This is a genomic window from Lentzea sp. NPDC102401 (genome assembly GCF_044765805.1).
Lineage (GTDB): Bacteria > Actinomycetota > Actinomycetes > Mycobacteriales > Pseudonocardiaceae > Lentzea > Lentzea sokolovensis.
Genome location: NZ_JBIWKS010000001.1, coordinates 857,935 through 878,854 on the forward strand (window position 1 = coordinate 857,935; position 20,920 = coordinate 878,854).

The following is a 20,920-nucleotide window of genomic DNA, read 5'->3' on the forward strand; positions in this document are numbered from 1 at the left end:
GACTGAGGACAGGTTGCTTATATAAGCATCCTTATCTAAGGTTCCTTATATGACTTCCGAACTGACCTTGCTGGATCTCGACCACACCCGGACTTTCCTGCTGCTGCACGGCGGTGGTGGCGTGCCGACGATGGCCGGTTTCGCCCACCTGCTCGCCGAACGCGCTCACGCACGGGTGCTGCTGCCCACGCACCCCGGTTTCGGTGGCACGCCGAAACCGGACGACCTCATCGACGTCGCCGGCCTGGCCAGGACCTACGTCGACCTGCTCGACCGCCTCGACCTCACCGGCGTCACCGTGATCGGCAACTCCTTCGGAGGCTGGGTGGCCGCCGAGATCGCGCTGCTCGGCAGCCCGCGGGTGAGCAGCGCGGTGATCGCCAACGGGATCGGCGTCGAGGTCGGCGGCCACCCCGTCACCGATGTCCGCGGCCTCTCCCCGGCAGAGCTGCGGAAACTCTCGTGGCACGACCCGAGCAAGGCACCGCAGCCGGCAGCCGGCCCAGGCCCGGACGTGCAGGCCCTGATCGGCTACACCGGGCCGGCGATGGCCGATCCGACCCTCGCCGCGCGGCTCGGCCAGACGCCGGTGCCCGTCCACGTGGTGTGGGGCGAGAGCGACGGCATCGTCTCCCCCGAGTACGGCAAGGCCTTCGCCGCCGCGATCCCGCGGTCGACGTTCACCCCGCTGCCCCGCACCGGTCACCTGCCGCAGGTCGAGTCACCCGAGGCACTCCTCGACGCGGTGCTCTCAGTTCGCTGACGGCACCTGGCCGGGCTCGCGCCGCAGGTCGTCCAGCCCGCCGCGGACGTCGTCGATGGTGATCTGCTCCGCGGCGGCCGAGTCGCCCGCGCGCAGGGCCCGGACGAGCGCGCGGTGGCTGGTGTAGCGGTCGAGACCGAACCGGTGGTCCGCGAGCACCCGGTCCAGCATCCGCGTCCGGCGCTCCGCCCGCGTGAACACCCTGGTCTGCTCCAGCAGCCGGGCCAGAACGGCGTTGCCCGCGCAGGCGGCGACCGCGTCGTTGAAGCGCTGCATGGTGTCCAGCAAGGTGTTCAGGTGCTTCTCGACCGCGCGGCCCTCGGCGTCGCGCTGCTTGATGACGATCAGCAGGTCGTCCGCCTCGTCGAGAACGGCGTCGAGCTCGTCGAGCTGGGCGGTGGTCGCGTGACGCGCGGCGAACCGGGCGATGAGGCCGCGCAGCGCGATCTCGACCTCGGCGAGGTCCTCGACGGCGGAGGCGCCGATGTCCGCGACGACGACCGTGCGCGGGCCGATCCTGTTGATCAGGCCGTCCTGTTCCAACCGGCGGATGGCCTCCCGGACCGGCGTGGGGCTCATCGACAGCCGTTCGGCAAGGCCGCGTTCGGTGATCTTCTCGCCGGGAGCCAGGTCACCCGCGGCGATAGCCTCCTGGACCGAGCGGTAGGCCCGGCCTGCCAGCGTGTCGGACTGAGGATCCTTGTCGGCCATCACGAGCACCGATACTACGACAAGCACTTAAGCTATTGCTTGCTAATTTTGCTATAGCATCCTAGCTTGGGGGTCGCCGCGACGTTCCCGAGCCAACGGAGGCTTCCCGATGTCGTCACTCGCCGCGCCGGTCGACCGGAGGCTCACCAGGCGCATCACGTTCTTCGTCGCGCTCGCCGTGTTCGCACAGGAGACGACCTGGGACTTCTACGACGCCCAGGTGCCTCCGCTGCTGCGCGAACACATCGCCAGCACCGCGATCGTCGGCCTGCTCATGGGCATGGACAACCTGCTCGGCATCTTCGTCCAGCCCTGGATCGCCAACCGCTCGGACAACACCCGCACGCGGTGGGGCCGGCGAGTTCCCTATCTCGCGGTGGGCATGCCACTCGCCGCGGTGCTGTTCGTCTTCATCCCGCTGGCGACCGCGCTGCCGGCGCTGATCGCGGTCATCTTCGTCTACTCGTTGGTGGGCAACAGCTTCAAGCCGATCGCCCAGGCGTTGCTGCCGGACTTCATCGAGCCGGAACGCCGGGGCAGGGCCAACGCGGTGGTGAAGATCGCCTCCGGTACGACGGTCATCGTGTCCGCGCTCGTCAGCGCGTTCATGGTGGACGACCACCCGAAGCTCGCGTTCACCGTCCCCGCCCTGATCATGCTGGTGAGCACGGCGGTTCTCGTCTCGCGGGTGCGCGACAACACGTCGAGGGGCTACCAGCTCGCGCTCACCGAGGACGCCCACGACGAGACGCCCGTGCGCCTGCGGGATCTGGCCAGGGACATCCTGCGCGACCACGACCGCAGCCGGCTTCTCGTCGTCACCGCGGTCCTGCTGTTCGCGTCCGCCTGGTTCTCCTCGCGGTCGTTGTTCACCCCGTACGGCATGGAAACCCTTGCCCTGTCCCGAGGTGAGGCGGGCTCGCTCACGTTCCCGAGCGGCGTCGCGTTCCTCCTCGCCGCCTATCCCGCCGCGCTGCTCGCCGAACGCATCGGGCGCATCCGGACGATGACGATCGGGATGGTCGTCTTCGGCGTCTCCCTCGCGTTCGGCAGCCTCGTGCCGACTCCCGCCACCACGGTCGTCGCCTTCTGCGTCGCGGCCGCCGGAGCGTCCGGGTTCCTGATCAACGCCGCCGTCGTGCTGTGGAACCTGGCGCCGTCCGCCCGCGTGATCGGCGTGTACACCGGCCTGTACACGGTGAGCTGGGCGGCTGGCGGGTTCGTCGGACCGGGAGTGGTCGGCGCGATGGTCGACATCACCGGGTGGCGCTACATGCTCCTCGACATCGCCCTGATCACCGCGCTCGCCACCGCCGTGATCCTGCGCGTCGCCGTCCTGAGCCGACGCCGCTCGGTCTCGCTGTAGAAAGGAAAACCGCACATGAGCGCTCCTATCGGAGCTGTCCGCGTCCTGACGCCCACCGGCATGCTCGGCGCAGGCTTCACCCAGTCCTCCGTGGACCGGGGGCTGGAGCTGGGCGCCGACGTCATCGCCGTGGACGGCGGATCGACCGACTCGGGCCCACACTACCTCGGCTCGGGCACCGCCAAGACGACCGCCGCGGCCGTCGCCCGCGACCTGCGAATCCTGCTCCGCGCCGCCGCGCGGGCCCACATCCCGCTCATCGTCGGGTCCTGCGGCACCAGCGGCACCGACTCCGGCGTCGCCTGGGTCGCCGGGATCGTCGAGGACGTCCTGTGCGAGGAGAAGCTCGACCTGTCCGTCGCGACTATCTTCAGCGGGCAACGCGCGGACTTCGTCAAGGCACGCCTGCGGGAACGCGCGGTGCATCCGCTGGCACCGTCCGCCGCACTCGATGAGACCACTGTGGACAGTTGCACCCACGTCGTCGGGATGATGGGCCACGAACCGATCGAGGAGGCCCTGCGCGCCGGAGCCGACGTGGTGCTCGCGGGCCGCGCGACCGACACCGCCCTCGCCGCCGCGGTGCCGTTGATGAGGGGCATGCCCGCGGGTCCGGCGTGGCACGCGGCGAAGATCGTCGAATGCGGCGGGCAGTGCACGACGAACCCGCGCGCGGGCGGCGTTCTCGCCACGATCGACCACACCGGTTTTACCATCGAACCGCTCGACCCCGACGCCGCCTGCACACCGATCTCCGTTGCCGCGCACATGCTCTACGAGACCGTGAACCCGTTCCGGATGCGCGAACCCGCCGGTGAGCTGGACGTCACCGAGGCCACCTACACGGCCCTCGACGAACGGCGCGTGCGCGTCGAAGGCTCGCTGTTCCACCCGGCCGACCAGCACACGGTCAAGCTCGAGGGCGCCAGGATCACCGGCTACGAGACGATGTCGTTCACGGCCATCCGCGACGAGCACATCCTCGCGAACATCGAGGAGTGGACCGACCTGTTCGTCAAGGTCTTCACCGCCCGCGTCGAGCAGACCCTGGGCCTCGACAGCGCCGACTACTCCTTCGACCTGCGCCGCTACGGCTACGACGCCGTGCTGGGCTCGCTCGAACCGGCCACCCGCCCCCCGCGCGAGATCGCCGTGATGCTGCTGGTCCGCGCCGCCACCCAGGAGCTCGCGACGGCCGTCGCGAAGGTCGCCAACCCGTTGATGCTGCACCTGCCGACCCCGGACATGGCGTACCTGCCCAGCCTCGCGTTCGCGACCTCCCCCGCCGAGACCGAACGCGGCCCGGTCTACGAGTTCGTGCTCAACCACGTCGTCGACACCCGCACCCCCACCGAGATGTTCCGCATCGAGCACCGGAAGGCCGTTGTCCATGACTGAGCAGCCCGCGCAGACGTTCGGCGACATCGCACTGGAGGTCCGTTCCAAGAACGCCGGACCGTTCTGGGTCACGATGGAACTGTTCCTGCGCAACCCCGAGGACTACGCCCTGGCGGCCGCGCCGGAGATCATCAACGAGGACGCCATCGCGTTCCTGTACGGCGTGCGCGCCGAGGACGTCCAGATCTTCCGGATCCCGTCGCTGAACGTCGTCAAGATCTCGTTCCCGCGGCCCGTTCCCCAGGGCGGACTGCTGGACCGCGACATCCACGCCGGGCAGCACCACGTCCCACTGGCGTCGCTGACTATTCCACCGAGCACTTCAGGCCGTTGAACGAGAACGTCGTCGGCGGTGTGTGAGTGCCGCGGGAGCTGCCGTTGAACCCGATCTGCACCGACGCCCCCGCCGCGATCTGCTGGTTGTAGTTCGCGTTCGTGGCGCTGACGATCGGCCCGTACTGCTTTCCGGTGGCGTTCCACATGTCGCGGATGCCGTCCCCGTTCGCGAAGACCCAGAGCAGCGACCAGCCGTTCACCGCCGCGGTGCCGGTGTTGCGCACGGTCACACTCGCCTGGAACCCGCCCTGCCACTGCCCGGTGACCCGGTAGGCGACCGCACACGCCTTCGCCGGCGGTGGCGCGGTCGTCGTGCGCGGTGGTGGCGGGGCCTGGGTCGTCGTTGTCGTGGGAGGAGCAGGTTTCGTCGTGTCGGAGCCCTCGCACGGCGGGCCCCACAACCCTCGCTTGGCCGCGGTGGCCTCGTCCCGTGCCGCGATCATCGGCCCGCCGTCGACGCCTTCCGGCTTCAGCGCGCCCTGCCGCACGGCGAGCACCGCGTAGTCGGTGCCGTCCTCCAACTCCAGGTTCACCTCGCCGGGCGTCAGTGCGGTGAACCGGACGGAGCTCGCCAGCAACGTCGATCTCGCGAAGTCGAGCGCGGCCTTCGCGAAGCACTCCTTCGGTTCCGCCAGCAGGGCGATGCGGACCTTCGTGCCGTCGGCGAACTCCACGGTGCGGCCGTCGACCACATCGCGCACGACGGTCAGCACGTCCTGCGGCGGCACCACCTCGTTGACCAGCGTCGGCGGCTTCAGCGGGGTCTGGGGCAACGGCGCCGGTGCCGCGGGCGCGGCCGAACACGCACCGATGAACAACACCGACAACACCAGCAGGTGCCTGCACGCCACCACAACCCCCGACTGTCCACCGTCACGGAAGTCGCTTGGCACAAAACGATTCGTGCACCGTCCTCACGCGACTCACTGCTGGACTGTCGGCCGAGGTGATCAGCGCGTTACCGTCCCGTGGGTGATCATCCGCAACAACGAGTGGCCTCGCCGGGAATCGTCCACCGTGGAACCGACGGCTCAGTAGACGAACCGGCGCACGTCGTCCGGCTGGATGACGAGCCGGACCTGGTCCGCGCCAAGGATTTCGGCGAGGTCGTCGACGCGGGACGGGTCGTCGGCGTCCCAGTAGCGGGCAGCCAGGCGTTCGGCCAGTTCGTGCGCTCCGTCGGTCTCCACCGCGACGGGGCCGGAGACCGCCAGCCACCGCTCGCGCTCCCCCACTGGAGCGGCGACGACGATCGAGGCACGGGGATCGCGGCGCAGGCGGCGGACCTTCAGCGAGTTCGGGTCGGTGAACAGCTGGATCGTTCCCTCGGCCGTGGCCTCGAACCACACCGGTCGCGGCTGCGCCGGCACCGGCCCCGCCGCGACGGACAGGAACCCGTACAGCGGGCGGCTCAGGAACTCCAGATCCTCGGTGGTCAGCGAATCGCTCATGAGTCCGATTGAACACGGCCCGAGAACGACCGGCACATGGCCGAGAAGCCGCGCCGCCTGTCCAATCGTCTAGATCCGCGCCCCGATCCAGGCGACGACGAGCAGGAACCCCACCACGCCCGCGGACTGCCACAACACCAGGTCGAAGCTCCTGCGCACACCCGTCTCCGCAGGCACGGGGTTCGGCCGGTGCCGCTCGATCTCCTCCCGGATCCGGTGCTGCACCCGGCTTCCGTTCAGGGAGCTCGCGACGGAGAACGCACCGGCGGCGACGTTGATCCGCTCGCCCGAAGTGGTCACGAGGTGGACCTCGCGTTCCGACTCGACCGACGCGAGGTCGGCCCACGGCACCCAGTACGCGCGGAACCAGTTCACCACCAGCACGCCGGAGTCGTAGATCTTCACCTCCGCGTGCGCGCCGACCATCCACACGAACCAGGTGATCGGCGCCATGATCGCGACGAACTCCAGCCGCTGCGCGAACCCGTTGCCGGGAAACGGGGTGAGCAGCACGTACACGGTCGTGACCAGCATGCCCAGCGTCACGGTCCAGCTGAGGACGCTGTCGAACTTCCTGCGCAGCACCACTGCCGCCCTGCCCCGGCTCATGGCCACACGATAGGACTTGTCCATGCGACTGGAGAGCTTCATCGATCCCAAACTGGCCGCGCACGTCGAGGAGTCGCGCCGGACGAACGCCGAACGGGGTGTCCGGCGCGGCCCGGGCAACGCGGACGAGCTGCGGAGCTTCAGGGTCGCCCCAGCCGAGGACAACACCGTGGTCGAGGCTCGCGGCCGCGAGGTGCCCGTCAGGATTCTGAGGCCGGAGGGCACGCCCCGCGGGGTCTACCTGGACTTCCACGCCGGCGGCTTCTTCATGGGTTCCGCGGCCCAGGACGACGCCCGCAACCAGCGGCTCGCGAACGCGGTCGGAGCCGTCGTCGTGAGCGTCGACTACCGGCTCGCCCCGGAACACCCCTGGCCGGCCGCTCCGGACGACGCCGAGACGGCCGCGCTCTGGCTCCTCGACCAGGCCGAGGAGCAGTTCGGCACGGACCGGCTCGTCATCGGGGGCTTCTCGGCGGGATCCACCCTCGTCGTCACCACGCTGCTGCGGCTGCGCGACCGGGGCGAGGCGGCCCGGGTGGCGGGCGCGGTCCTCCAGGCCGGCACCTACGACATGAGCGGGCTGACCCCGGCCGGCCGGGCGATCGCGAACGAGTACTTCATCGAGGCCTACGCGGGTCACGTGCAGGACAGGACGCACCCGGACATCTCGCCCGTCTACGGTGACCTGCGCGGACTGCCGGAGTTCCTCATGGTCGTCGGCGACCAGGACGTCATCCTGGAGGACAACCTGGCCATGGCGGCCCGCATCGTCGGGGCGGGCGGCGAGGTCGACCTCAAGATCTACCCGGAGTCGCGGCACGGCTTCACCAACCGGGACAACGGCATGGCGCGGGCCGCCTGGCGCGACATCGAGCAGTGGCTCGCGGCCAGGTTCTCCTAGACTCCGGCCAACAGTGATCAACACGAGGTGGCGACATGAAGCTGGGCGATGTCACGCGGACCGCTCTGGCCTGCGTCCGGATCTTCAACGGCGCGCTGGGCCTGGTCGCCGCCGAGCGGATGGCGAAGAGCCTCGGCGACGAGCTGGGTGACGACAAGCGGTTCGTCTACCCGGCCCGCATGTTCGGCATCCGCACGCTGGTCCTCGGCGTGGACCTGCTGACGTTGAAGAGCGGCGACGCGAACGCACGGCGGGTGCTGCGGCAGGCCGTGCTCATCCACGCCACGGACACCGCCGCCGCTGTCTACGCCGGCAAGCGCGGCGAGCTGCCGACCAGGGCGGCGAAGCTGACCACGATCATCTCCGCCGTCAACACCGGGCTGGCCGTCGTGTCGCTGCTCGCCGCCGAGAAGGACAGCTGATCGGAGGCGGCCGTGACGGTCGAGGTCGCTGCCCGGAGAGGTGAGCGCCCAGCACCACCTGAGCGAGGCGCTCACCCTCGCCGACGCGCACGGCACGGTCGCGTGGCTGTGGGCCAGCAGGTCGGACTACGGACGCGCCTTCGAACACGCCAAGGCCGCACTCCCGCACTACGAGAAGTCCGGCACCAAGATGCCGATCGCCATGGCGGACGACGACTACGGCACCGCCAACACGTTGATGAACCTCGGCCGCACCCACCTCGCGCTCGGACAGTCCGACCAGGCCGCCGAGGTCTGGCAACGGGCGCTGGACCTGCTCGCACAGCAGGGCCGTGAGGAGGAGGCCGGACGCCTGCGCGAACAACTCCAACCCTGAACGCCAACTGACGACGTGGTTGCGTGCCCGCGGAAGCACCGGGGGCACGCACCACATCGGACGGATCTTCTAACCGAAGTTCACGTCACTGCACCACATGTAGGCCTGGTCCAGGTGCGAGGCCTGCCAGATCGTGAACACGATGTGGTGTCCGCGGTAGGCGCCGGAGGTCTGGACGTTGAACGTGATGTCCTTGGCCGGGGCGTACCTGCCGGTCTGCGTGATGAAGTCGAGGTTGCCCCAGCCGAGTCTCTGAGTGGTGGGGTCGTACCCGTTCTTGCTCACGTAGACCCTGAAGTAGTCGGCACCATGAGTGGCCTGGTCGTACAGGTGCATCGAGAAGGTGCTGCCGACGTTCGTGGTCTTCCACTGGCCAGGTGTGTTCAGGGAGTTGTTGCGGGAGAGGGCGTTGCTGCAGAGCTGCCCGTCCGGGGTCGCCCCCTGGAAGTTTCCGCCGAGGCCGTCCCGCAGCGCGCTCATCCAGTTCCACATGGTGTCGGCGTTGGCCTGGAAGGCCTGCCAGCACATGGGATCCTGTTGCTGCATAGCGGGATTCGTGTGCTGGCTGCCCCAGGTCTTCCAGCACTGGTAGGCGCGGGTCGCGGGGCCGACGATGGTGCCGTGCGCCGAGGCCGGCGGGGCCCAGAGGACGGTGCAGGCCAGCACGCCGACGATCACGGCCATGATGCCTCTACGTCTGGCGACGGAACCGGAGTTAGTGTGCAGACGCATGGTTGAGCCTCCATTCTCCGATGATCGAGCAACAGCGATCGATCTGGGAGCGCTCCCAATTTCACCTTATCCGTCACCGTCCGGGATCGCAACGGTGCATTGAGTGACAGGCGCGCCCAGCCCAACCCGGAGACACCGTCGGACCTCGGTCAACCAACCTGACATCGCGTCCTGATGTTTCCGCACTCCCCCAAAGCGTTCGACTCGATTCGACTGTCGAATGTGGACGGCCACGACCCGTACGAAGACTCCGAACGCAGTATTGACCCTCGACGACCGGGACAGGAGTCTGGGAGCGCTCCCAGACTCGTCGACGAGGACGTGATGCGCATGGCAAGGCGCCGGCTTCTCCTGGTGGCCGCGCTCGTCGCGGCCGGACTACCGGCCGTGGCGACCACCGCGTCCAGTGCGCCCGACGCCACGGTCGTGGTCAACGCGAGGGCTGGGCTGGCCACCGTGCCGGACACCGCTCTCGGCGTGAACCACGCGATCTGGGACAGCCAGCTCGGCACGGACGCGGTGGCCGGCCTGCTGGGAGACGCGGGCGTGCGGATGATGCGCTACCCAGGCGGTTCGTACGGCGACATCTACCACTGGAAGGACCACACGGCCCCCGGCGGATACGTGGCGCCGAACACGGACTTCGACACGTTCATGTCCGGTGTGCGCCGGGCTCAGGCGCAGCCGATCATCATCGCGAACTACGGCACCGGCACGCCGCAGGAGGCTGCCGACTGGGTGCGGTACGCCAACATCACCAAGGGGTACGGCGCGAAGTACTGGGAGATCGGCAACGAGCTCTACGGCAACGGCCACTACGGCTCCGCGTGGGAGGCGGACGACCATCCCGACAAGAGTCCCGCCGGATACGCCAGGGAGACCGTGGCCTACGCACAGGCGATGAAGGCGGTCGACCCGACCATCAAGATCGGCGCCGTGCTCACCACGCCGGCGAACTGGCCGGACGCGATCGTCGCCGCCGGTGACGCCGCGAGCTGGAACCAGACGGTGCTCTCGATCGCGGGCCCGTACGTGGACTTCGTCGTCGTGCACTGGTATCCCAGCGGGTCGACGGCGGCGGAGACGATGGCGAGCGCGGACCAGGTCAGCGACATGACGTACCTGCTGCGTCAGCAGATCGCCCGCCACGCCGGACCGGACGCGGAGCGCATCGGGATCGCCATGACCGAGCTGAACACCACGTACGGCCGGAACACCCAGCCTGGCGCGCTGTTCGCGGCCGAGGCCTACACCTCGTTGCTGGAGAACGGCGTGTTCACCGTCGACTGGTGGAACACCCACAACGGTCCGGGCAGAGCGTCCACTGTGGCCGGTCAACCCGACTACGACGACTTCGGCCTGCTCTCCAGCGGAACCTGTGTGGATGGCGGCGCGTGCGAGCCGCCGCTGAACACGCCGTTCGCGCCGTACCACGCGTTGAAGATGCTCAGTCTGTTCGCCAGGCCCGGTGATCAGCTCGTCCGCGCGGGTTCCGGCGACCCGTCGGTCCGGGCGCACGCGGCCCGCCGGCCGAACGGTGATCTCGCGGTGTTGTTGCTCAACTCCGACCCGGACAACGCACGCACGGTCGCCATCGACTACGCCGGTTACACGCCTTCCGCTGCCGCACCGACAGTTCACACGTTCACCAACGGTGCCACCGAGATCTCGACCTCGAACGACGGCAACGCGCTCAGCCGGACACTGCCGCCGTTCTCGCTCACGACGCTCGTCCTGCACCCGTCCGCTCCGGCCCGGCTTCCCGCCACGCCGGGACAACCGGCCTCGGCCGAGGTCACCGACCGGACCGCGACGATCACCTGGCCTCCGGTTCCCGGCGCTGCGAAGTACGAGGTCCACCGCCAGTTCGGCACGACCGGTGAGCAGTGGGGCGAGACGTCCGGCACCACGTTCACCGTCGGCAACCTCAACCCCGGCACCAGGTACACGGTCAACGTGCTGGCGCGCACCGCCGCGGGTGCCGTGTCCTGGGCCTCTCCCCCGCTCACCGTCACCACCGGCAGTCCTGCCCGGAGCACCTGCGCGGTGCGACTGTCCACAGTGTCCGACTGGAGCAGTGGATACGTCGGCGGCATCGACATCACCAACACCGGCACCCACCCGATCTCCGACTGGACGCTGACGTTCGACTGGCCCACCGGGCGCCAGCAGGTGGGGTCGGGCTGGAACGCGACGTGGACCCAGACCGGGAACGCGGTCACCGTCACGGGATCCACCCGCATCGAACCGAACGCGACCGTCGGCGTCGGGTACGTCGGCAACTACACCGGGCCGAACATCGCACCGGCGGCGTTCAGGCTGAACGGAACGCTCTGCCGCACGGCGGCATGAACCTCTTGCTCAAAGGAGAGCGGATGAAGCGGCGGAACAAGGTTCTCGGCGCACTGCTCGCGGCTGTGACAGCCGCGAGCGCGATGGTCGCCATCGGCACGACCGGCCAGGTCACGGCAGTGGCGGCGGGCGGAACGGGCACCGGATACCTGCACACCAGCGGGAGCAGGATCCTGGACAGCACCGGCGCGACGGTCCGGCTGACCGGCATCAACTGGTTCGGGATGGAGACCGACAACAAGACCTTCCACGGCCTGTGGGCCAGCGTCACGTGGCGCCAGCAGCTCGACCACATGGCGCAGCTGGGCTACAACACGTTGCGCGTCCCGTTCTCCAACGACTCGCTGAAACCCGACGCCAGGGCCACCGGCATCAACGACTACACCAATCCCGACCTGGTGGGGCTGTCACCGTTGCAGATCCTCGACAAGGTCATCGACTACGTGGGCCAGAAGGGGATGCGCGTGATCCTCGACCGGCACCGGCCGACCAGCGCGGGTCAGAGCGCCCTCTGGTACACGGCGGGCGTCCCGGAGAGCACCTGGATCAACGACTGGAAGATGCTCGCCCAGCGCTACGCGGGCAACACCACGGTCATCGGCGCCGACCTGCACAACGAGCCGCACGCCGAGGGCACCAACCCGGCCGCGACCGGTTCGTGCTGGGGTTGCGGTGACACCGCCCGCGACTGGCGACTGGCCGCCGAACGCGCGGGCAACGCGATCCTGGGTGTGCAGCCGAACTGGCTGATCTTCGTCGAGGGCGTGAGCTGCCCGAGCGGTGGACTGTCGAACGTGTGGGACGGCGACCCGTCCAACGACGAGGACTGCGGCTGGTGGGGCGGGAACCTGTCGAAGGCGGGCCAGTTCCCGGTGCGCCTGTCCGTGCCCGGCCGGTTGGTGTACTCCCCGCACGAGTACGCCACGTCGGTCTACAACCAGCCGTGGTTCAGCGCGCCGAACTATCCGGCGAACATGCCCGCGATCTGGGACAAGTACTGGGGCTACCTCTACAAGCAGAACATCGCGCCGCTCATGATGGGCGAGTTCGGCACCACGCTCGCCAACCCGGTCGACAAGGTGTGGCTGGAGAACCTGATGGCCTACACCGGGACCGGTGTCAACGGCATCTCGTTCACCTACTGGTCGTGGAACCCCAACTCCGGTGACACCGGCGGCATCGTCGGCGACGACTGGACGACGGTGAACCAGGCGAAGCAGAACATCCTGCAGCCGTACCTGATCCCGCCCGCGGGTGGAGGTCCCGGCCCGACGACGACCACGACCACCTCCGGGGGCGGTACGGGCGGCTGCAAGTCCGCCTGGAAGCTGGACAACTCCTGGCAGGGCGGTTTCCAGGGCGCGCTGACCGTCACCAACACCGGGACGAGCGCCGCCAATCCGTGGACCGTCGCCTTCACCCTGCCCAGCGGCGTCACCATCTCCAACGGCTGGAACGGCACCTTCAGTCAGACCGGCGTCACGGTCACCGTGACCGCGCCGTCGCACAGCCCGTCGCTGGGTGCGGGAGCGGCGGTGTCGCTCGGTTTCACCGCCAACGGCACGACAAGCGCTCCCTCTGCCGTCACGCTCAACCAGGCGGCCTGCACCACCTGACAGCCTCGGCCGCGGTGCTGTGCGGGCACCGCGGCCGGGGTTCCCCGCCCAAAACGGACCAGGGACACTCACGGGCGCGAACAACCCCCTGGCCGGGGAAGTCTGGCTCCTGCACACAGCATCACGAGGAGCGGACGACATGCCCACCATCACCCTGACCCAGCAGACCACCGCGACGCCCGAGCAGTTCGTCGCCGGGCTCACCGACTTCGGCCCCGGCCGCGCGGACCTGTTCCCCAACAGCGCCGACGCCGACCTGCGGGTGCACGACCGGGGCGACACGTTCGCCGACGTCACCGAGGGGTCCGGCGGCATCTGGGAACGCCTGCACTACGACTGGTCCGACCTGGGCCGCGTCGTGCTGACCACGGTCGACTCCAACGTGTGGGGCGGACGTTCCGGCCACACCTACACGTTCACCAGGCAGGCCGACGGAACGACGCTCGTGCACGCCCACGTGGTGCGCGAGGGCAAGAACTTCAAGGGAAAGCTGCTCGGGCTCTCACTCGGGCTGCTCGGCAGGAAGGTGCTCGGCGGGGCCCTCGAGAAGACCGTGAGGGCCATCGAGACCAGGGGTTAGGTAAGGGTGCCCTAGGTCAACGCGACGGGCGGGAGCTAACGTAACCCGTCGTGAGCATGGTCGTGGAGCAACGCGGGCCCGAACCCGCACCGGCGCTGGAGAGCCCGCACCGGCGGCGGCGTCTCGGGCTGGTGGGTCTGCTGGTGTTGCTGGCCGCGGCGTCGGTGCTGTCACTGGTGATCGGCGCGCGGTCGCTCAGCCCGGCCGAGGTGTGGCAGGGGCTGTTCGGCGACCCCGGTGGCGACCAGCGGCTCACCGAGATCACGCTGATCGTGCAGACGCTGCGCATACCGCGGACGGTGCTGGCGCTCGTGGCGGGCCTCGCGCTCGGCGTCGCGGGCGCGTTGATCCAGGGGCACACCCGCAACCCCATCGCGGACACCGGCCTGCTCGGCGTCAACTCCGGGGCGTCGTTCGCCGTGGTGCTCTCGGTCTACCTGTTCGGCCTGCAGAACCCGGTCCAGTACATGTGGTTCGCGTTCCTCGGCGCCGCGGTGGCGGGCGTGGTGGTGTTCGGGCTGTCGAGCCTCGGCCGCGGCTCTGGCAACCCGCTCACGCTCGCGCTGGCGGGCCAGGGCGTCACGGTGTTCCTGGCCGCGATGACGAGCGCGGTGGCGTTGGGCGACAAGCAGACGCTCGACGTGCTGCGGTTCTGGAACGCGGGCTCGGTGCAGGGCGTCGGGTGGAACGTGATCGTGGTCGCGGCGATCTTCGCCAGCGTCGGACTCGTGCTGGCGCTGATCAACCTGCCGGTGCTCAACCTGCTCAACCTCGGTGACGACGTCGCGCGCGGCCTCGGCGTGAACATCGCGGCGGGACGCACCGTCGGCGTCGTCGCCGTCACGCTGCTCGCGGGCGCGGCGACGGCGGCGTGCGGGCCGATCGCGTTCCTCGGCCTGATGGTCGCGCACATCGCGAGATGGCTCACCGGACCGGACTACCGCTGGCTCGTGCCGTACGCGGGGTTGCTCGGCGCGGCCGTGCTGCTGGTCGGCGACATCGCGGGACGGCTCGTCGTGCGGCCCGCCGAACTGCAGGCCGGCATCGTCATCGCCCTCATCGGCGCCCCGTTCTTCGCGGTGCTGGTCTGGCTCGGGAAGTTCAGGCAGGCATGACCAAGGCACCCGAAATGCACCGCGGCCTGCGCGTCGGCGGCTGGTCCTGGGTCTGGCGGCCGTGGGCCGTGCTCGTCACGGTCGTGCTGGCGGCGCTGACGTTCCTGATCTTCTGCGTGTCGATCTCGATCGGCGACTTCACGATCGAACTGCCCGCGGTGGTCAGGACGCTGTTCGGACAGGGCGAGCGGGTCGACGAGTTCGTGATCATGGACCTGCGGATGCCGCGCGCCCTGGTCGGTCTCATCGCCGGGGTCGCGCTCGGAATCTCCGGTGCGCTCACGCAGTCGATCGCCCGCAACGCGCTGGCCAGCCCGGACGTGCTCGGCATCACCGGCGGCGCCAGCGCGACCGCGGTCTTCGTCGTGACGGCCGGCGGCGGCACGGCGATCGGCGGCGCGATGGGGCTGCCGGCGGCGGCGCTCACCGGCGGGCTGCTGACGGGCCTGCTCGTCTACTTCATGGCGTGGAAGAAGGGCATCGACGGGTTCCGGCTGATCCTCATCGGCGTCTCGGTCAGCGCGGTCATGCAGGCGCTCACGACGTGGCTGCTGGTGCTGGCCGACATCCGCGACGTCGCCCGCGCGCAACGCTGGCTCGTCGGGTCGCTCGACTCGCGGACGTGGACCGAGGTCTGGACGACGCTCTGGGTCACGATCGCGCTGGTCGTCGTCGTGATGGTGGTCGCCTTCCAGCTCCGGCCGATGCACTTCGGCGACGACGTCGCGGCCGGACTCGGCGTCCGGTACTCGGCCGTGCGCGCCGTCCTGCTGTTGTGCGCGGTGCTGCTCGCGGGCGTCGCGGTCTCGGCGGCGGGCCCGGTGCCGTTCGTCGCCCTGGTCGCGCCGCAGATCACCATGCGACTGCTGCGCTCGCCGGTGCCGCCGCTGCCGGCGTCCGGTCTGTTCGGCGCGCTGCTGCTGATCGGCTCGGACCTGCTGGCGCGCAGCGTGCTGCCCAACGACCTGCCTGTGGGCGTCGTCACCGCGATCATCGGCGGACCGTTCCTCGTCTACCTGCTGGTGCGCGCGAACGTGAAGCGCGCGGCCTGACCCCTTCCCCGAATGTTCGCGACCTCCCGAATTCACGTGCGCGCCGGAAACGACGAGAGGAATTTTTCCGAAACCGACGGAGGCCCGCTCCCGCGGAATACCGCGACTCACCGGAACACCTCCGCCGAGTTCAGCCCGGCGGCACCAGCAGACTTTGCTGACGGACCACGTGCGTCACCCGCGCGCGAATGACCTCGATGGCGAGAGCGGCCAGTTCGTCGAGGGTGAGGCCGCTGTTCCCGGTCGGGCAGGGATTCGCCCGCCACAACACCTCCAGCACCGCGTCCGCCTGGGGCGCGATTTCCTGCGCGACCTCGGCGAGCCGTGCCAGCGCGGCGACCGTGGACGTTCCCTGAGCGGAGGCGAGCAGCAGTGCTCGCGGCGCACAGACCTCCACCGTGCCGTCCGCCCGCCTGGCCAGCAGGCCGCTCTGCACCATCGACTCCGTCAGATCGGCACGCCCGCGGATCGCCTCGGTCACGCCACGGCCGACCGTCAGCACGCGACTCAGGAACGCGTCCGGTTCCAGCAGTGCCTGCACGGCGTCGAGCGACAGCCCCTGCCGCTGAAACCACAGGACCTGCCGCATGCGGACCAGGTGACCACGTAGGTAGTAGGGCGTGCGTCCGGCCCGTACCGGCGGCGGCAACAGTCCCCGCGAGTGGTAGGCGCGGACCGTGCGGGTCGTCACTCCTATCTCCGCGGCGAACTCGTCCACGGTCAGAACCGGAGCTTCCCTCCCGTGGCGTGTCCGGCCGGGAGATCGTCTCCATGGTGATGAACGGCTTCTGCGCGGTTCTGTGCTTTCCATCCGGCTTCCCCCTCCGGCACAGACGACCATCGCGGATGGAATAGTCCTGCGGCGGAATACTCCCCCAGCGCGATGCTCCCCGCCTGGAGTGTGCCAGCGACCGTATAAGAAAATCATAAGTCGGCCATTGGACTGCGCCAACCGGATGACCCCGAAGGACACACGGAAGACACCGCTTCCACGACTTCCCTTCCCTGCACCGGCGTGCTAGCGGCATTGCGCTTCGAATTCCCGATCGTTGGGACCTGGAAGTATCCTCTTCCATTGCTCATGACTCTTTGGATTTGCGGTCAGAATTCCGTCGTCCGAAATTGTTTCAATCCAAGGAGGACAGTCCGCCGATGAACATCCGCAACACGAGTGCGCCTTTCACGCGCCTGTTCAAGATGCTGGTCCTGTCGCTGGTCCTCGTCGCCGGTGGTGCCCTGGGAGCGCAGGGGGCCTCGGCCGCGCCGCAACCGGCGGCGGTGCAGGCCGCGCCGGTCGCCGAGGCGGCACCACCGTCGACGGCAGCGACCTGGAGGTGCGTCAGCGCGCTCTACAGCAACGGTGTGGAGCGCGACTGCACCGTCAGCTCCGGTGAGATCCGGTCGTACCTCTCGTGCAACAACGGCTGGACCTACTACACCCGCTGGCTCGGGCGCGGGTCCTGGTACATCCTCCAGGTGTGCCCGTCCGGCTACTCCCGCACCGGTTCCGGCATCCAGAGCAGAGGCTGATCTCTCGCCGCCTCGTCACGAACGCGGTCCCCGGCGCCTGCCGGGGACCGCTTCCGCGTGTCGCTCAGGCGTCCGCGAGCGCGGCCGTGGGGGGTAGGCGCGCCGCGCGGACCGCCGGGTACACACCGGCGAGAACACCGATGACCACGGCGGCGCAGACTCCTCCGAGCAACACCGGCAGGGGAAGCACAGCCGGCCACCCCTGCACGATCGAGTAGCCGGTCGTGACCGCGGTGCCGAGCAGGACACCCGCGACGCCACCGGCCAGGGCGAGCCCGACCGACTCGGTGAGGAACTGGGCACCGACCTGGCGCCGCGTGGCCCCCAGTGCCCGGCGCAGACCGATCTCCCTGCGTCGCTCCAGCACCGAGATGACCATCGTGTTGGCCACCCCGATGCCGCCGACGAGCAGAGCGACCGCGCCGAGCCCCAGGAACAGCGCGGAGTACGCGCGTTCGGTGGCCCGCTGGGCGACCAGCACGTCGGACGGCCTGCTCACCAGGACCTCGTTCGGACGCTCCGGGTTGACCGTGCGTCCCAGCACCGCCTTCACCGCCTCGACGGCGTGCTCCGCCACCCGCACGTAGACGAGACCGGGTGTGCCGTCGAAGTCGAGGTAGCGCTGCGCCGCGGACCACCCCACGAGCGCGGAGCCGTCGAGCTCCGGTGCGAGCGGCACCGGCTCCAGCACTCCCGCCACCACGAACTGCCGGTCCCCGATCCACACCGAGGACGCGGCCCCTCCGGCACGCGGCTCGACCCCGAGCACACGCGCGGCCCGGTCACCGAGCACCACCACCGGGTACCCCTCGGTGGCGGCGGTGAGGAAGGACCCGGCGCGGACCCTGCCCTGCACCACGGCCAGCAGGTCGAGCGCGCTCGCCGCGACCCTGATGCCGCCGTTCTCGTCGCGCGGCACCAGGTCGCTGCGCCGCGCCGTCGCCGTCGTCATGCCGGTGGCCGACACGGCCTGCACCGGCGGGATGCGCCGGATCATGGCCAGCGAGTCCGGCGGGAGCTTGGCCTTGGACGAGCTGAGCAGGTCCTCGCCCGGCGCCACGGTCAGCAGGTTCGGGCCGAGCGCGGCGATCTGCGCCCGCAGCGCGGCCTGGCTCGACGCCGGCACGCCCACCACGGCGACCAGCGCCGCGATCCCGATGGAGATGCCGAGAGCGGCGAGCGCGGTGCGGGTCACGCGGGTGCGCAGTCCTGCGAGGCCCAGCGCCAGCACGTCGCGCGGTGCGAGCCGGGTGGGTTTCGGCAGCGGGATCATGATCGCCCTCCGGTGTCGAGGCTGATCCGGCCGTCGAGGACCTCCACCCGCCGGGGCGCGGCTTCGGCGATGGAGCGGTCGTGCGTGATCAGCACGACCGTCGTGCCCGTGGCGTTCAGCTCCCGCAGCAACGCGAGCACCTCCGTGCCGGAGGCGGAGTCGAGGTTCCCGGTCGGCTCGTCGGCCAGCACGACGGCGGGCCGGTTCACCACCGCGCGGGCGATCGCGACCCGCTGCTTCTCCCCGCCGGACAGCTCGGAGGGGAAGTGGTCGGCCCGGTGGGTCAGCCCGACGCGCGCCAGTGCCTCGTCCGCGCGGCCACGCCGTTCCCGTCTCGGCACGCCGCAGTAGACCTCGGCGGCCACCACGTTCTCCCGTGCCGTCAGCCCGTCGGTCAGGTGGAACTGCTGGAACACGAAGCCCAGCCAGGACGCGCGCAGCGCGGACAGCCTCCGGTCGGTCAGCTCGCTCACGTCGTGCCCGTGCACCAGGACCCGGCCGGTGCTGGGCAGGTCGAGCGCGCCCAGCAGGTGCAGCATCGTCGACTTGCCGGAACCGGAGGGCCCGACGATGGCGACCAGTTCGCCGGGGAGCACCAGGATCGACGCGCCCCGCAGCGCCACCACGCCGCCGGGGTGGACCTTCGACACGCCGGCCAGTTCGAGGACGGCCGTCATGACGCGATCACCACCTCGGCGCCCTCGGTCAGACCGGGGCCCGACACCTCGACGAGGCCGGAGGCGAACATGCCCGGCTCGACCCCGATCAGGTCGCGCCGTCCCTCGCGCAGGACTTCCACCGCGTAACCGCCTCCTGCGGGAGCGACGAGCGCCCGCACGGGCACGGCCAGCACGCCGTCCCGCCGCGCACCGGACAACACGACGCCCACCTGACCGGACTCCGGGACCGCCGCCGGATCGTCCAGGCCGATCACGACCACGAGCTCTTTCTTCTGCTCCTCACCGGTGCCCGCCGCCACCGAGAGCACCTTGCCCGGCACGGTGTGCGCGCCGGGCAGCACCACCTCCACCTTCGCGCCGACCGGCACGTAGGCCCGGCGCGCCTGGTCGATCTCGGCCGTCACCAGCCGCCCGGTGCTGGTCACCTTCATCAGCTCGCCCTCCGCGGCCGCGCCGAGCTGCGCGGTGACGCCGTCGACCCGCACCGCGCCCGGCAGCACCAGCGCGTCACCGGGACCGAGCGCGCCGGTCTGCGGGAGCCCGGCGGCCTTCTGCCACTTCCGCAGCGCCCGCTCGGTCTTCGCCCCGAACTCGCCGTCGGGCGGTCCCGCCTCCTTGTGGCCGAGCGCCACGAGGTTCTCCTGCAGCACGGTCACGTCCGGTCCCGGCGGCACGCCGGTGCGGATCTCCCGGTACAGCGGGGTCGTGCCGAGCAGCAGCTTCACGCCGACCGCGTCGACGGCGTAGAGCGACTCGCCGCGACCGATCACCTTCCCCTGCTCCGGCAGCCACGTCAGCGTGCCGGCCTTGCGCCCGGTCAGCGCGGTCGCGGTGCCGTATCCCACGGTGCCGTCCACCTTGACGCGGTCGACGAGATCGGTCTTCACGACCTTCGCCGTGGCCGGGGGTGGCGGCGCGGATCTCGGTGCCGACCGCGGCGAGGTCGCGACCCCGGTCGCCAGCACGACACCACCCGTGGCGAGCACCACGAGGACGACGGTGGTGAGCAGCAGTCGGCGCCGCACGCGTCTGCGGAGCGCTTCCCGCCCGCTCGGCGCGGTCACTTGCCGCCCTCCGGCACCAGACCGCTCGACTCGCGCAGGCAGGTCTTCATCTTCTCGCGGAACACGGGATCGTTGCCGTCCACGCCCTCGGGAATTCGCACCGCGCCGTTTCCCGCACCGGCATTGGGATCCGGGTCGGGATAGTTCACGCCTTTCGCGCGCATGCACTTCGCGAATTCGACGGCCTTGCGCAGCTCCTCCTCGCTCGACCGCGGGTTCGTGCCGCCGTCCGGCATGTGCTTCCGGCATTTCTCCAGCGCCTGGTCGTACCGGCCCTGGTCGCCTGGCGACGAGGTGCCCTCCGACTTGCCCTCACCCTCCCTGTCGGGTGTGTTGAGGTCGACCCCGTTCTCCTTCATGCACTTGGTGAACGCGTCCTCGCCCAGGGAGGAGGACTCCGTGGAGGCTCCGCTGGAAGCGGTACCCGGCAGCGAGGGCACGCCGGCCGCGCCGTTCCCGCTGGAACAACCCGCCACCGCGAGCACGCATGCCAATGCGACGAGAATACCGCCGGTTCGGATACCCATGAATCGCCTCCGAATGAGAAGCCACCTTTGCGGACCAGTTCTACCGACGAGTGGATCTCCGCCCCG

The 20,920-nt window shown here is 69.9% G+C and carries 23 protein-coding genes; 13 read left to right on the top strand and 10 right to left on the bottom strand.

Annotation, left to right across the window (positions count from 1 at the left end):
* Nucleotides 1-49 precede the first annotated feature (49 nt).
* A complete protein-coding gene (locus ACIRG5_RS03780; RefSeq protein WP_402899644.1) occupies nt 50-763 on the top strand; it encodes an alpha/beta fold hydrolase in 714 nt (237 codons plus the stop codon).
* Here the strand turns inward: ACIRG5_RS03780 and ACIRG5_RS03785 are convergent.
* Complete coding sequence (locus tag ACIRG5_RS03785) at nt 752-1,474, bottom strand: GntR family transcriptional regulator (RefSeq protein ID WP_402899647.1); 723 nt, start codon at nt 1,472-1,474, stop codon at nt 752-754. The two genes, ACIRG5_RS03780 and ACIRG5_RS03785, sit on opposite strands and share 12 nt — an antisense overlap.
* A 109-nt stretch (nt 1,475-1,583) precedes the next feature.
* On the opposite strand from ACIRG5_RS03785, the gene ACIRG5_RS03790 reads away from it, so the two are divergent.
* From ACIRG5_RS03790 to ACIRG5_RS03800, 3 genes are read left to right on the top strand one after another with little or no spacing between them, the layout of a single operon-like run.
* A complete protein-coding gene (locus ACIRG5_RS03790) occupies nt 1,584-2,840 on the top strand; it encodes an MFS transporter (protein ID WP_402899650.1) in 1,257 nt (418 codons plus the stop codon).
* A 15-nt stretch (nt 2,841-2,855) separates the two neighbouring features.
* The gene (locus ACIRG5_RS03795) at nt 2,856-4,238 is read left to right on the top strand and encodes an acyclic terpene utilization AtuA family protein (RefSeq protein ID WP_402899653.1); all 1,383 of its coding nucleotides are present in this window, start codon (nt 2,856-2,858) and stop codon (nt 4,236-4,238) included.
* A complete protein-coding gene (locus ACIRG5_RS03800) occupies nt 4,231-4,572 on the top strand; it encodes a DUF4387 domain-containing protein (RefSeq protein ID WP_402899656.1) in 342 nt (113 codons plus the stop codon). The genes ACIRG5_RS03795 and ACIRG5_RS03800 overlap by 8 nt, the downstream gene beginning before the upstream one ends.
* Here the strand turns inward: ACIRG5_RS03800 and ACIRG5_RS03805 are convergent.
* From ACIRG5_RS03805 to ACIRG5_RS03815, 3 genes are all read right to left on the bottom strand, one after another.
* Entirely contained in the window at nt 4,544-5,425 is an 882-nt protein-coding gene (locus ACIRG5_RS03805; RefSeq protein ID WP_402899658.1) for a cellulose binding domain-containing protein, read from the bottom strand. The genes ACIRG5_RS03800 and ACIRG5_RS03805 overlap by 29 nt on opposite strands.
* Nucleotides 5,426-5,605: 180 nt before the next feature.
* On the bottom strand, nt 5,606-6,025 hold the full coding sequence (locus tag ACIRG5_RS03810) for a pyridoxamine 5'-phosphate oxidase family protein (protein ID WP_402899661.1): 420 nt from the start codon (nt 6,023-6,025) through the stop codon (nt 5,606-5,608).
* A gap of 69 nt (nt 6,026-6,094) precedes the next feature.
* Nucleotides 6,095-6,634, bottom strand: coding sequence for a PH domain-containing protein (locus ACIRG5_RS03815; protein WP_402899664.1), 540 nt, complete (start codon nt 6,632-6,634; stop codon nt 6,095-6,097).
* A gap of 22 nt (nt 6,635-6,656) precedes the next feature.
* Between ACIRG5_RS03815 and ACIRG5_RS03820 the strand changes: the two genes are divergently transcribed.
* Genes ACIRG5_RS03820 through ACIRG5_RS03830 form a run of 3 tightly spaced genes read left to right on the top strand, consistent with a single transcriptional unit; the run spans nt 6,657 to nt 8,333 of the window.
* Nucleotides 6,657-7,535, top strand: coding sequence for an alpha/beta hydrolase (locus ACIRG5_RS03820; protein WP_402899667.1), 879 nt, complete (start codon nt 6,657-6,659; stop codon nt 7,533-7,535).
* Nucleotides 7,536-7,570: 35 nt separating this feature from the next.
* Nucleotides 7,571-7,957: a hypothetical protein gene (locus ACIRG5_RS03825; protein ID WP_402899670.1), complete on the top strand. Its 387-nt coding sequence runs from the start codon at nt 7,571-7,573 to the stop codon at nt 7,955-7,957.
* Between the two features lie 40 nt (nt 7,958-7,997).
* Nucleotides 7,998-8,333, top strand: coding sequence for a hypothetical protein (locus ACIRG5_RS03830; protein ID WP_402899673.1), 336 nt, complete (start codon nt 7,998-8,000; stop codon nt 8,331-8,333).
* Between the two features lie 69 nt (nt 8,334-8,402).
* Here the strand turns inward: ACIRG5_RS03830 and ACIRG5_RS03835 are convergent, their stop codons facing one another.
* Nucleotides 8,403-9,065, bottom strand: a complete 663-nt coding sequence (locus ACIRG5_RS03835) for a lytic polysaccharide monooxygenase (protein ID WP_402899676.1) — start codon at nt 9,063-9,065, stop codon at nt 8,403-8,405.
* Nucleotides 9,066-9,389: 324 nt separating this feature from the next.
* On the opposite strand from ACIRG5_RS03835, the gene ACIRG5_RS03840 reads away from it, so the two are divergent.
* The 5 genes from ACIRG5_RS03840 (at nt 9,390) to ACIRG5_RS03860 (ending at nt 15,780) form a co-directional block, all read left to right on the top strand.
* The gene (locus ACIRG5_RS03840; RefSeq protein WP_402899679.1) at nt 9,390-11,417 is read left to right on the top strand and encodes a cellulose binding domain-containing protein; all 2,028 of its coding nucleotides are present in this window, start codon (nt 9,390-9,392) and stop codon (nt 11,415-11,417) included.
* A 23-nt stretch (nt 11,418-11,440) separates the two neighbouring features.
* Nucleotides 11,441-13,033 carry a cellulase family glycosylhydrolase gene (locus ACIRG5_RS03845; RefSeq protein ID WP_402899682.1) on the top strand — a complete coding sequence of 531 codons (1,593 nt, stop codon included), beginning with the start codon at nt 11,441-11,443 and terminating at the stop codon, nt 13,031-13,033.
* 139 nt (nt 13,034-13,172) lie between these two features.
* Nucleotides 13,173-13,613: a hypothetical protein gene (locus ACIRG5_RS03850; RefSeq protein WP_402899685.1), complete on the top strand. Its 441-nt coding sequence runs from the start codon at nt 13,173-13,175 to the stop codon at nt 13,611-13,613.
* Nucleotides 13,614-13,669: 56 nt separating this feature from the next.
* Complete coding sequence (locus tag ACIRG5_RS03855) at nt 13,670-14,728, top strand: FecCD family ABC transporter permease (protein WP_402900898.1); 1,059 nt, start codon at nt 13,670-13,672, stop codon at nt 14,726-14,728.
* Nucleotides 14,725-15,780, top strand: coding sequence for a FecCD family ABC transporter permease (locus tag ACIRG5_RS03860; protein ID WP_402899688.1), 1,056 nt, complete (start codon nt 14,725-14,727; stop codon nt 15,778-15,780). The genes ACIRG5_RS03855 and ACIRG5_RS03860 overlap by 4 nt, the downstream gene beginning before the upstream one ends.
* A 130-nt stretch (nt 15,781-15,910) precedes the next feature.
* Here the strand turns inward: ACIRG5_RS03860 and ACIRG5_RS03865 are convergent, their stop codons facing one another.
* Nucleotides 15,911-16,498: a MerR family transcriptional regulator gene (locus tag ACIRG5_RS03865; protein WP_402899691.1), complete on the bottom strand. Its 588-nt coding sequence runs from the start codon at nt 16,496-16,498 to the stop codon at nt 15,911-15,913.
* Nucleotides 16,499-16,932: 434 nt separating this feature from the next.
* Between ACIRG5_RS03865 and ACIRG5_RS03870 the strand changes: the two genes are divergently transcribed.
* A complete protein-coding gene (locus ACIRG5_RS03870) occupies nt 16,933-17,310 on the top strand; it encodes a hypothetical protein (RefSeq protein WP_402899694.1) in 378 nt (125 codons plus the stop codon).
* Nucleotides 17,311-17,374: 64 nt separating this feature from the next.
* Here the strand turns inward: ACIRG5_RS03870 and ACIRG5_RS03875 are convergent, their stop codons facing one another.
* The 4 genes from ACIRG5_RS03875 to ACIRG5_RS03890 are packed head-to-tail and all read right to left on the bottom strand — an operon-like array spanning nt 17,375 to nt 20,854.
* Nucleotides 17,375-18,583: an ABC transporter permease gene (locus ACIRG5_RS03875; protein ID WP_402899697.1), complete on the bottom strand. Its 1,209-nt coding sequence runs from the start codon at nt 18,581-18,583 to the stop codon at nt 17,375-17,377.
* Nucleotides 18,580-19,260 carry an ABC transporter ATP-binding protein gene (locus tag ACIRG5_RS03880; RefSeq protein ID WP_402899700.1) on the bottom strand — a complete coding sequence of 227 codons (681 nt, stop codon included), beginning with the start codon at nt 19,258-19,260 and terminating at the stop codon, nt 18,580-18,582. The genes ACIRG5_RS03875 and ACIRG5_RS03880 overlap by 4 nt, the downstream gene beginning before the upstream one ends.
* The gene (locus tag ACIRG5_RS03885) at nt 19,257-20,327 is read right to left on the bottom strand and encodes a peptidoglycan-binding protein (RefSeq protein WP_402899703.1); all 1,071 of its coding nucleotides are present in this window, start codon (nt 20,325-20,327) and stop codon (nt 19,257-19,259) included. The genes ACIRG5_RS03880 and ACIRG5_RS03885 overlap by 4 nt, the downstream gene beginning before the upstream one ends.
* Nucleotides 20,324-20,854, bottom strand: a complete 531-nt coding sequence (locus ACIRG5_RS03890; RefSeq protein ID WP_402899706.1) for a hypothetical protein — start codon at nt 20,852-20,854, stop codon at nt 20,324-20,326. The genes ACIRG5_RS03885 and ACIRG5_RS03890 overlap by 4 nt, the downstream gene beginning before the upstream one ends.
* Nucleotides 20,855-20,920 lie beyond the last annotated feature (66 nt).

Excerpts from the sequence above, each read along its gene's own strand:
- ACIRG5_RS03780 (WP_402899644.1), top strand. The coding sequence starts at position 50 with ATGACTTCCGAACTGACCTTGCTGGATCTCGACCACACCCGGACTTTC.
- ACIRG5_RS03785 (WP_402899647.1), bottom strand. The coding sequence starts at position 1,474 with ATGGCCGACAAGGATCCTCAGTCCGACACGCTGGCAGGCCGGGCCTAC.
- ACIRG5_RS03790 (WP_402899650.1), top strand. The coding sequence starts at position 1,584 with ATGTCGTCACTCGCCGCGCCGGTCGACCGGAGGCTCACCAGGCGCATC.
- ACIRG5_RS03795 (WP_402899653.1), top strand. The coding sequence starts at position 2,856 with ATGAGCGCTCCTATCGGAGCTGTCCGCGTCCTGACGCCCACCGGCATG.
- ACIRG5_RS03800 (WP_402899656.1), top strand. The coding sequence starts at position 4,231 with ATGACTGAGCAGCCCGCGCAGACGTTCGGCGACATCGCACTGGAGGTC.
- ACIRG5_RS03810 (WP_402899661.1), bottom strand. The coding sequence starts at position 6,025 with ATGAGCGATTCGCTGACCACCGAGGATCTGGAGTTCCTGAGCCGCCCG.
- ACIRG5_RS03815 (WP_402899664.1), bottom strand. The coding sequence starts at position 6,634 with ATGAGCCGGGGCAGGGCGGCAGTGGTGCTGCGCAGGAAGTTCGACAGC.
- ACIRG5_RS03820 (WP_402899667.1), top strand. The coding sequence starts at position 6,657 with ATGCGACTGGAGAGCTTCATCGATCCCAAACTGGCCGCGCACGTCGAG.
- ACIRG5_RS03825 (WP_402899670.1), top strand. The coding sequence starts at position 7,571 with ATGAAGCTGGGCGATGTCACGCGGACCGCTCTGGCCTGCGTCCGGATC.
- ACIRG5_RS03835 (WP_402899676.1), bottom strand. The coding sequence starts at position 9,065 with ATGCGTCTGCACACTAACTCCGGTTCCGTCGCCAGACGTAGAGGCATC.
- ACIRG5_RS03840 (WP_402899679.1), top strand. The coding sequence starts at position 9,390 with ATGCGCATGGCAAGGCGCCGGCTTCTCCTGGTGGCCGCGCTCGTCGCG.
- ACIRG5_RS03845 (WP_402899682.1), top strand. The coding sequence starts at position 11,441 with ATGAAGCGGCGGAACAAGGTTCTCGGCGCACTGCTCGCGGCTGTGACA.
- ACIRG5_RS03850 (WP_402899685.1), top strand. The coding sequence starts at position 13,173 with ATGCCCACCATCACCCTGACCCAGCAGACCACCGCGACGCCCGAGCAG.
- ACIRG5_RS03855 (WP_402900898.1), top strand. The coding sequence starts at position 13,670 with ATGGTCGTGGAGCAACGCGGGCCCGAACCCGCACCGGCGCTGGAGAGC.
- ACIRG5_RS03860 (WP_402899688.1), top strand. The coding sequence starts at position 14,725 with ATGACCAAGGCACCCGAAATGCACCGCGGCCTGCGCGTCGGCGGCTGG.
- ACIRG5_RS03870 (WP_402899694.1), top strand. The coding sequence starts at position 16,933 with ATGAACATCCGCAACACGAGTGCGCCTTTCACGCGCCTGTTCAAGATG.
- ACIRG5_RS03875 (WP_402899697.1), bottom strand. The coding sequence starts at position 18,583 with ATGATCCCGCTGCCGAAACCCACCCGGCTCGCACCGCGCGACGTGCTG.
- ACIRG5_RS03880 (WP_402899700.1), bottom strand. The coding sequence starts at position 19,260 with ATGACGGCCGTCCTCGAACTGGCCGGCGTGTCGAAGGTCCACCCCGGC.
- ACIRG5_RS03890 (WP_402899706.1), bottom strand. The coding sequence starts at position 20,854 with ATGGGTATCCGAACCGGCGGTATTCTCGTCGCATTGGCATGCGTGCTC.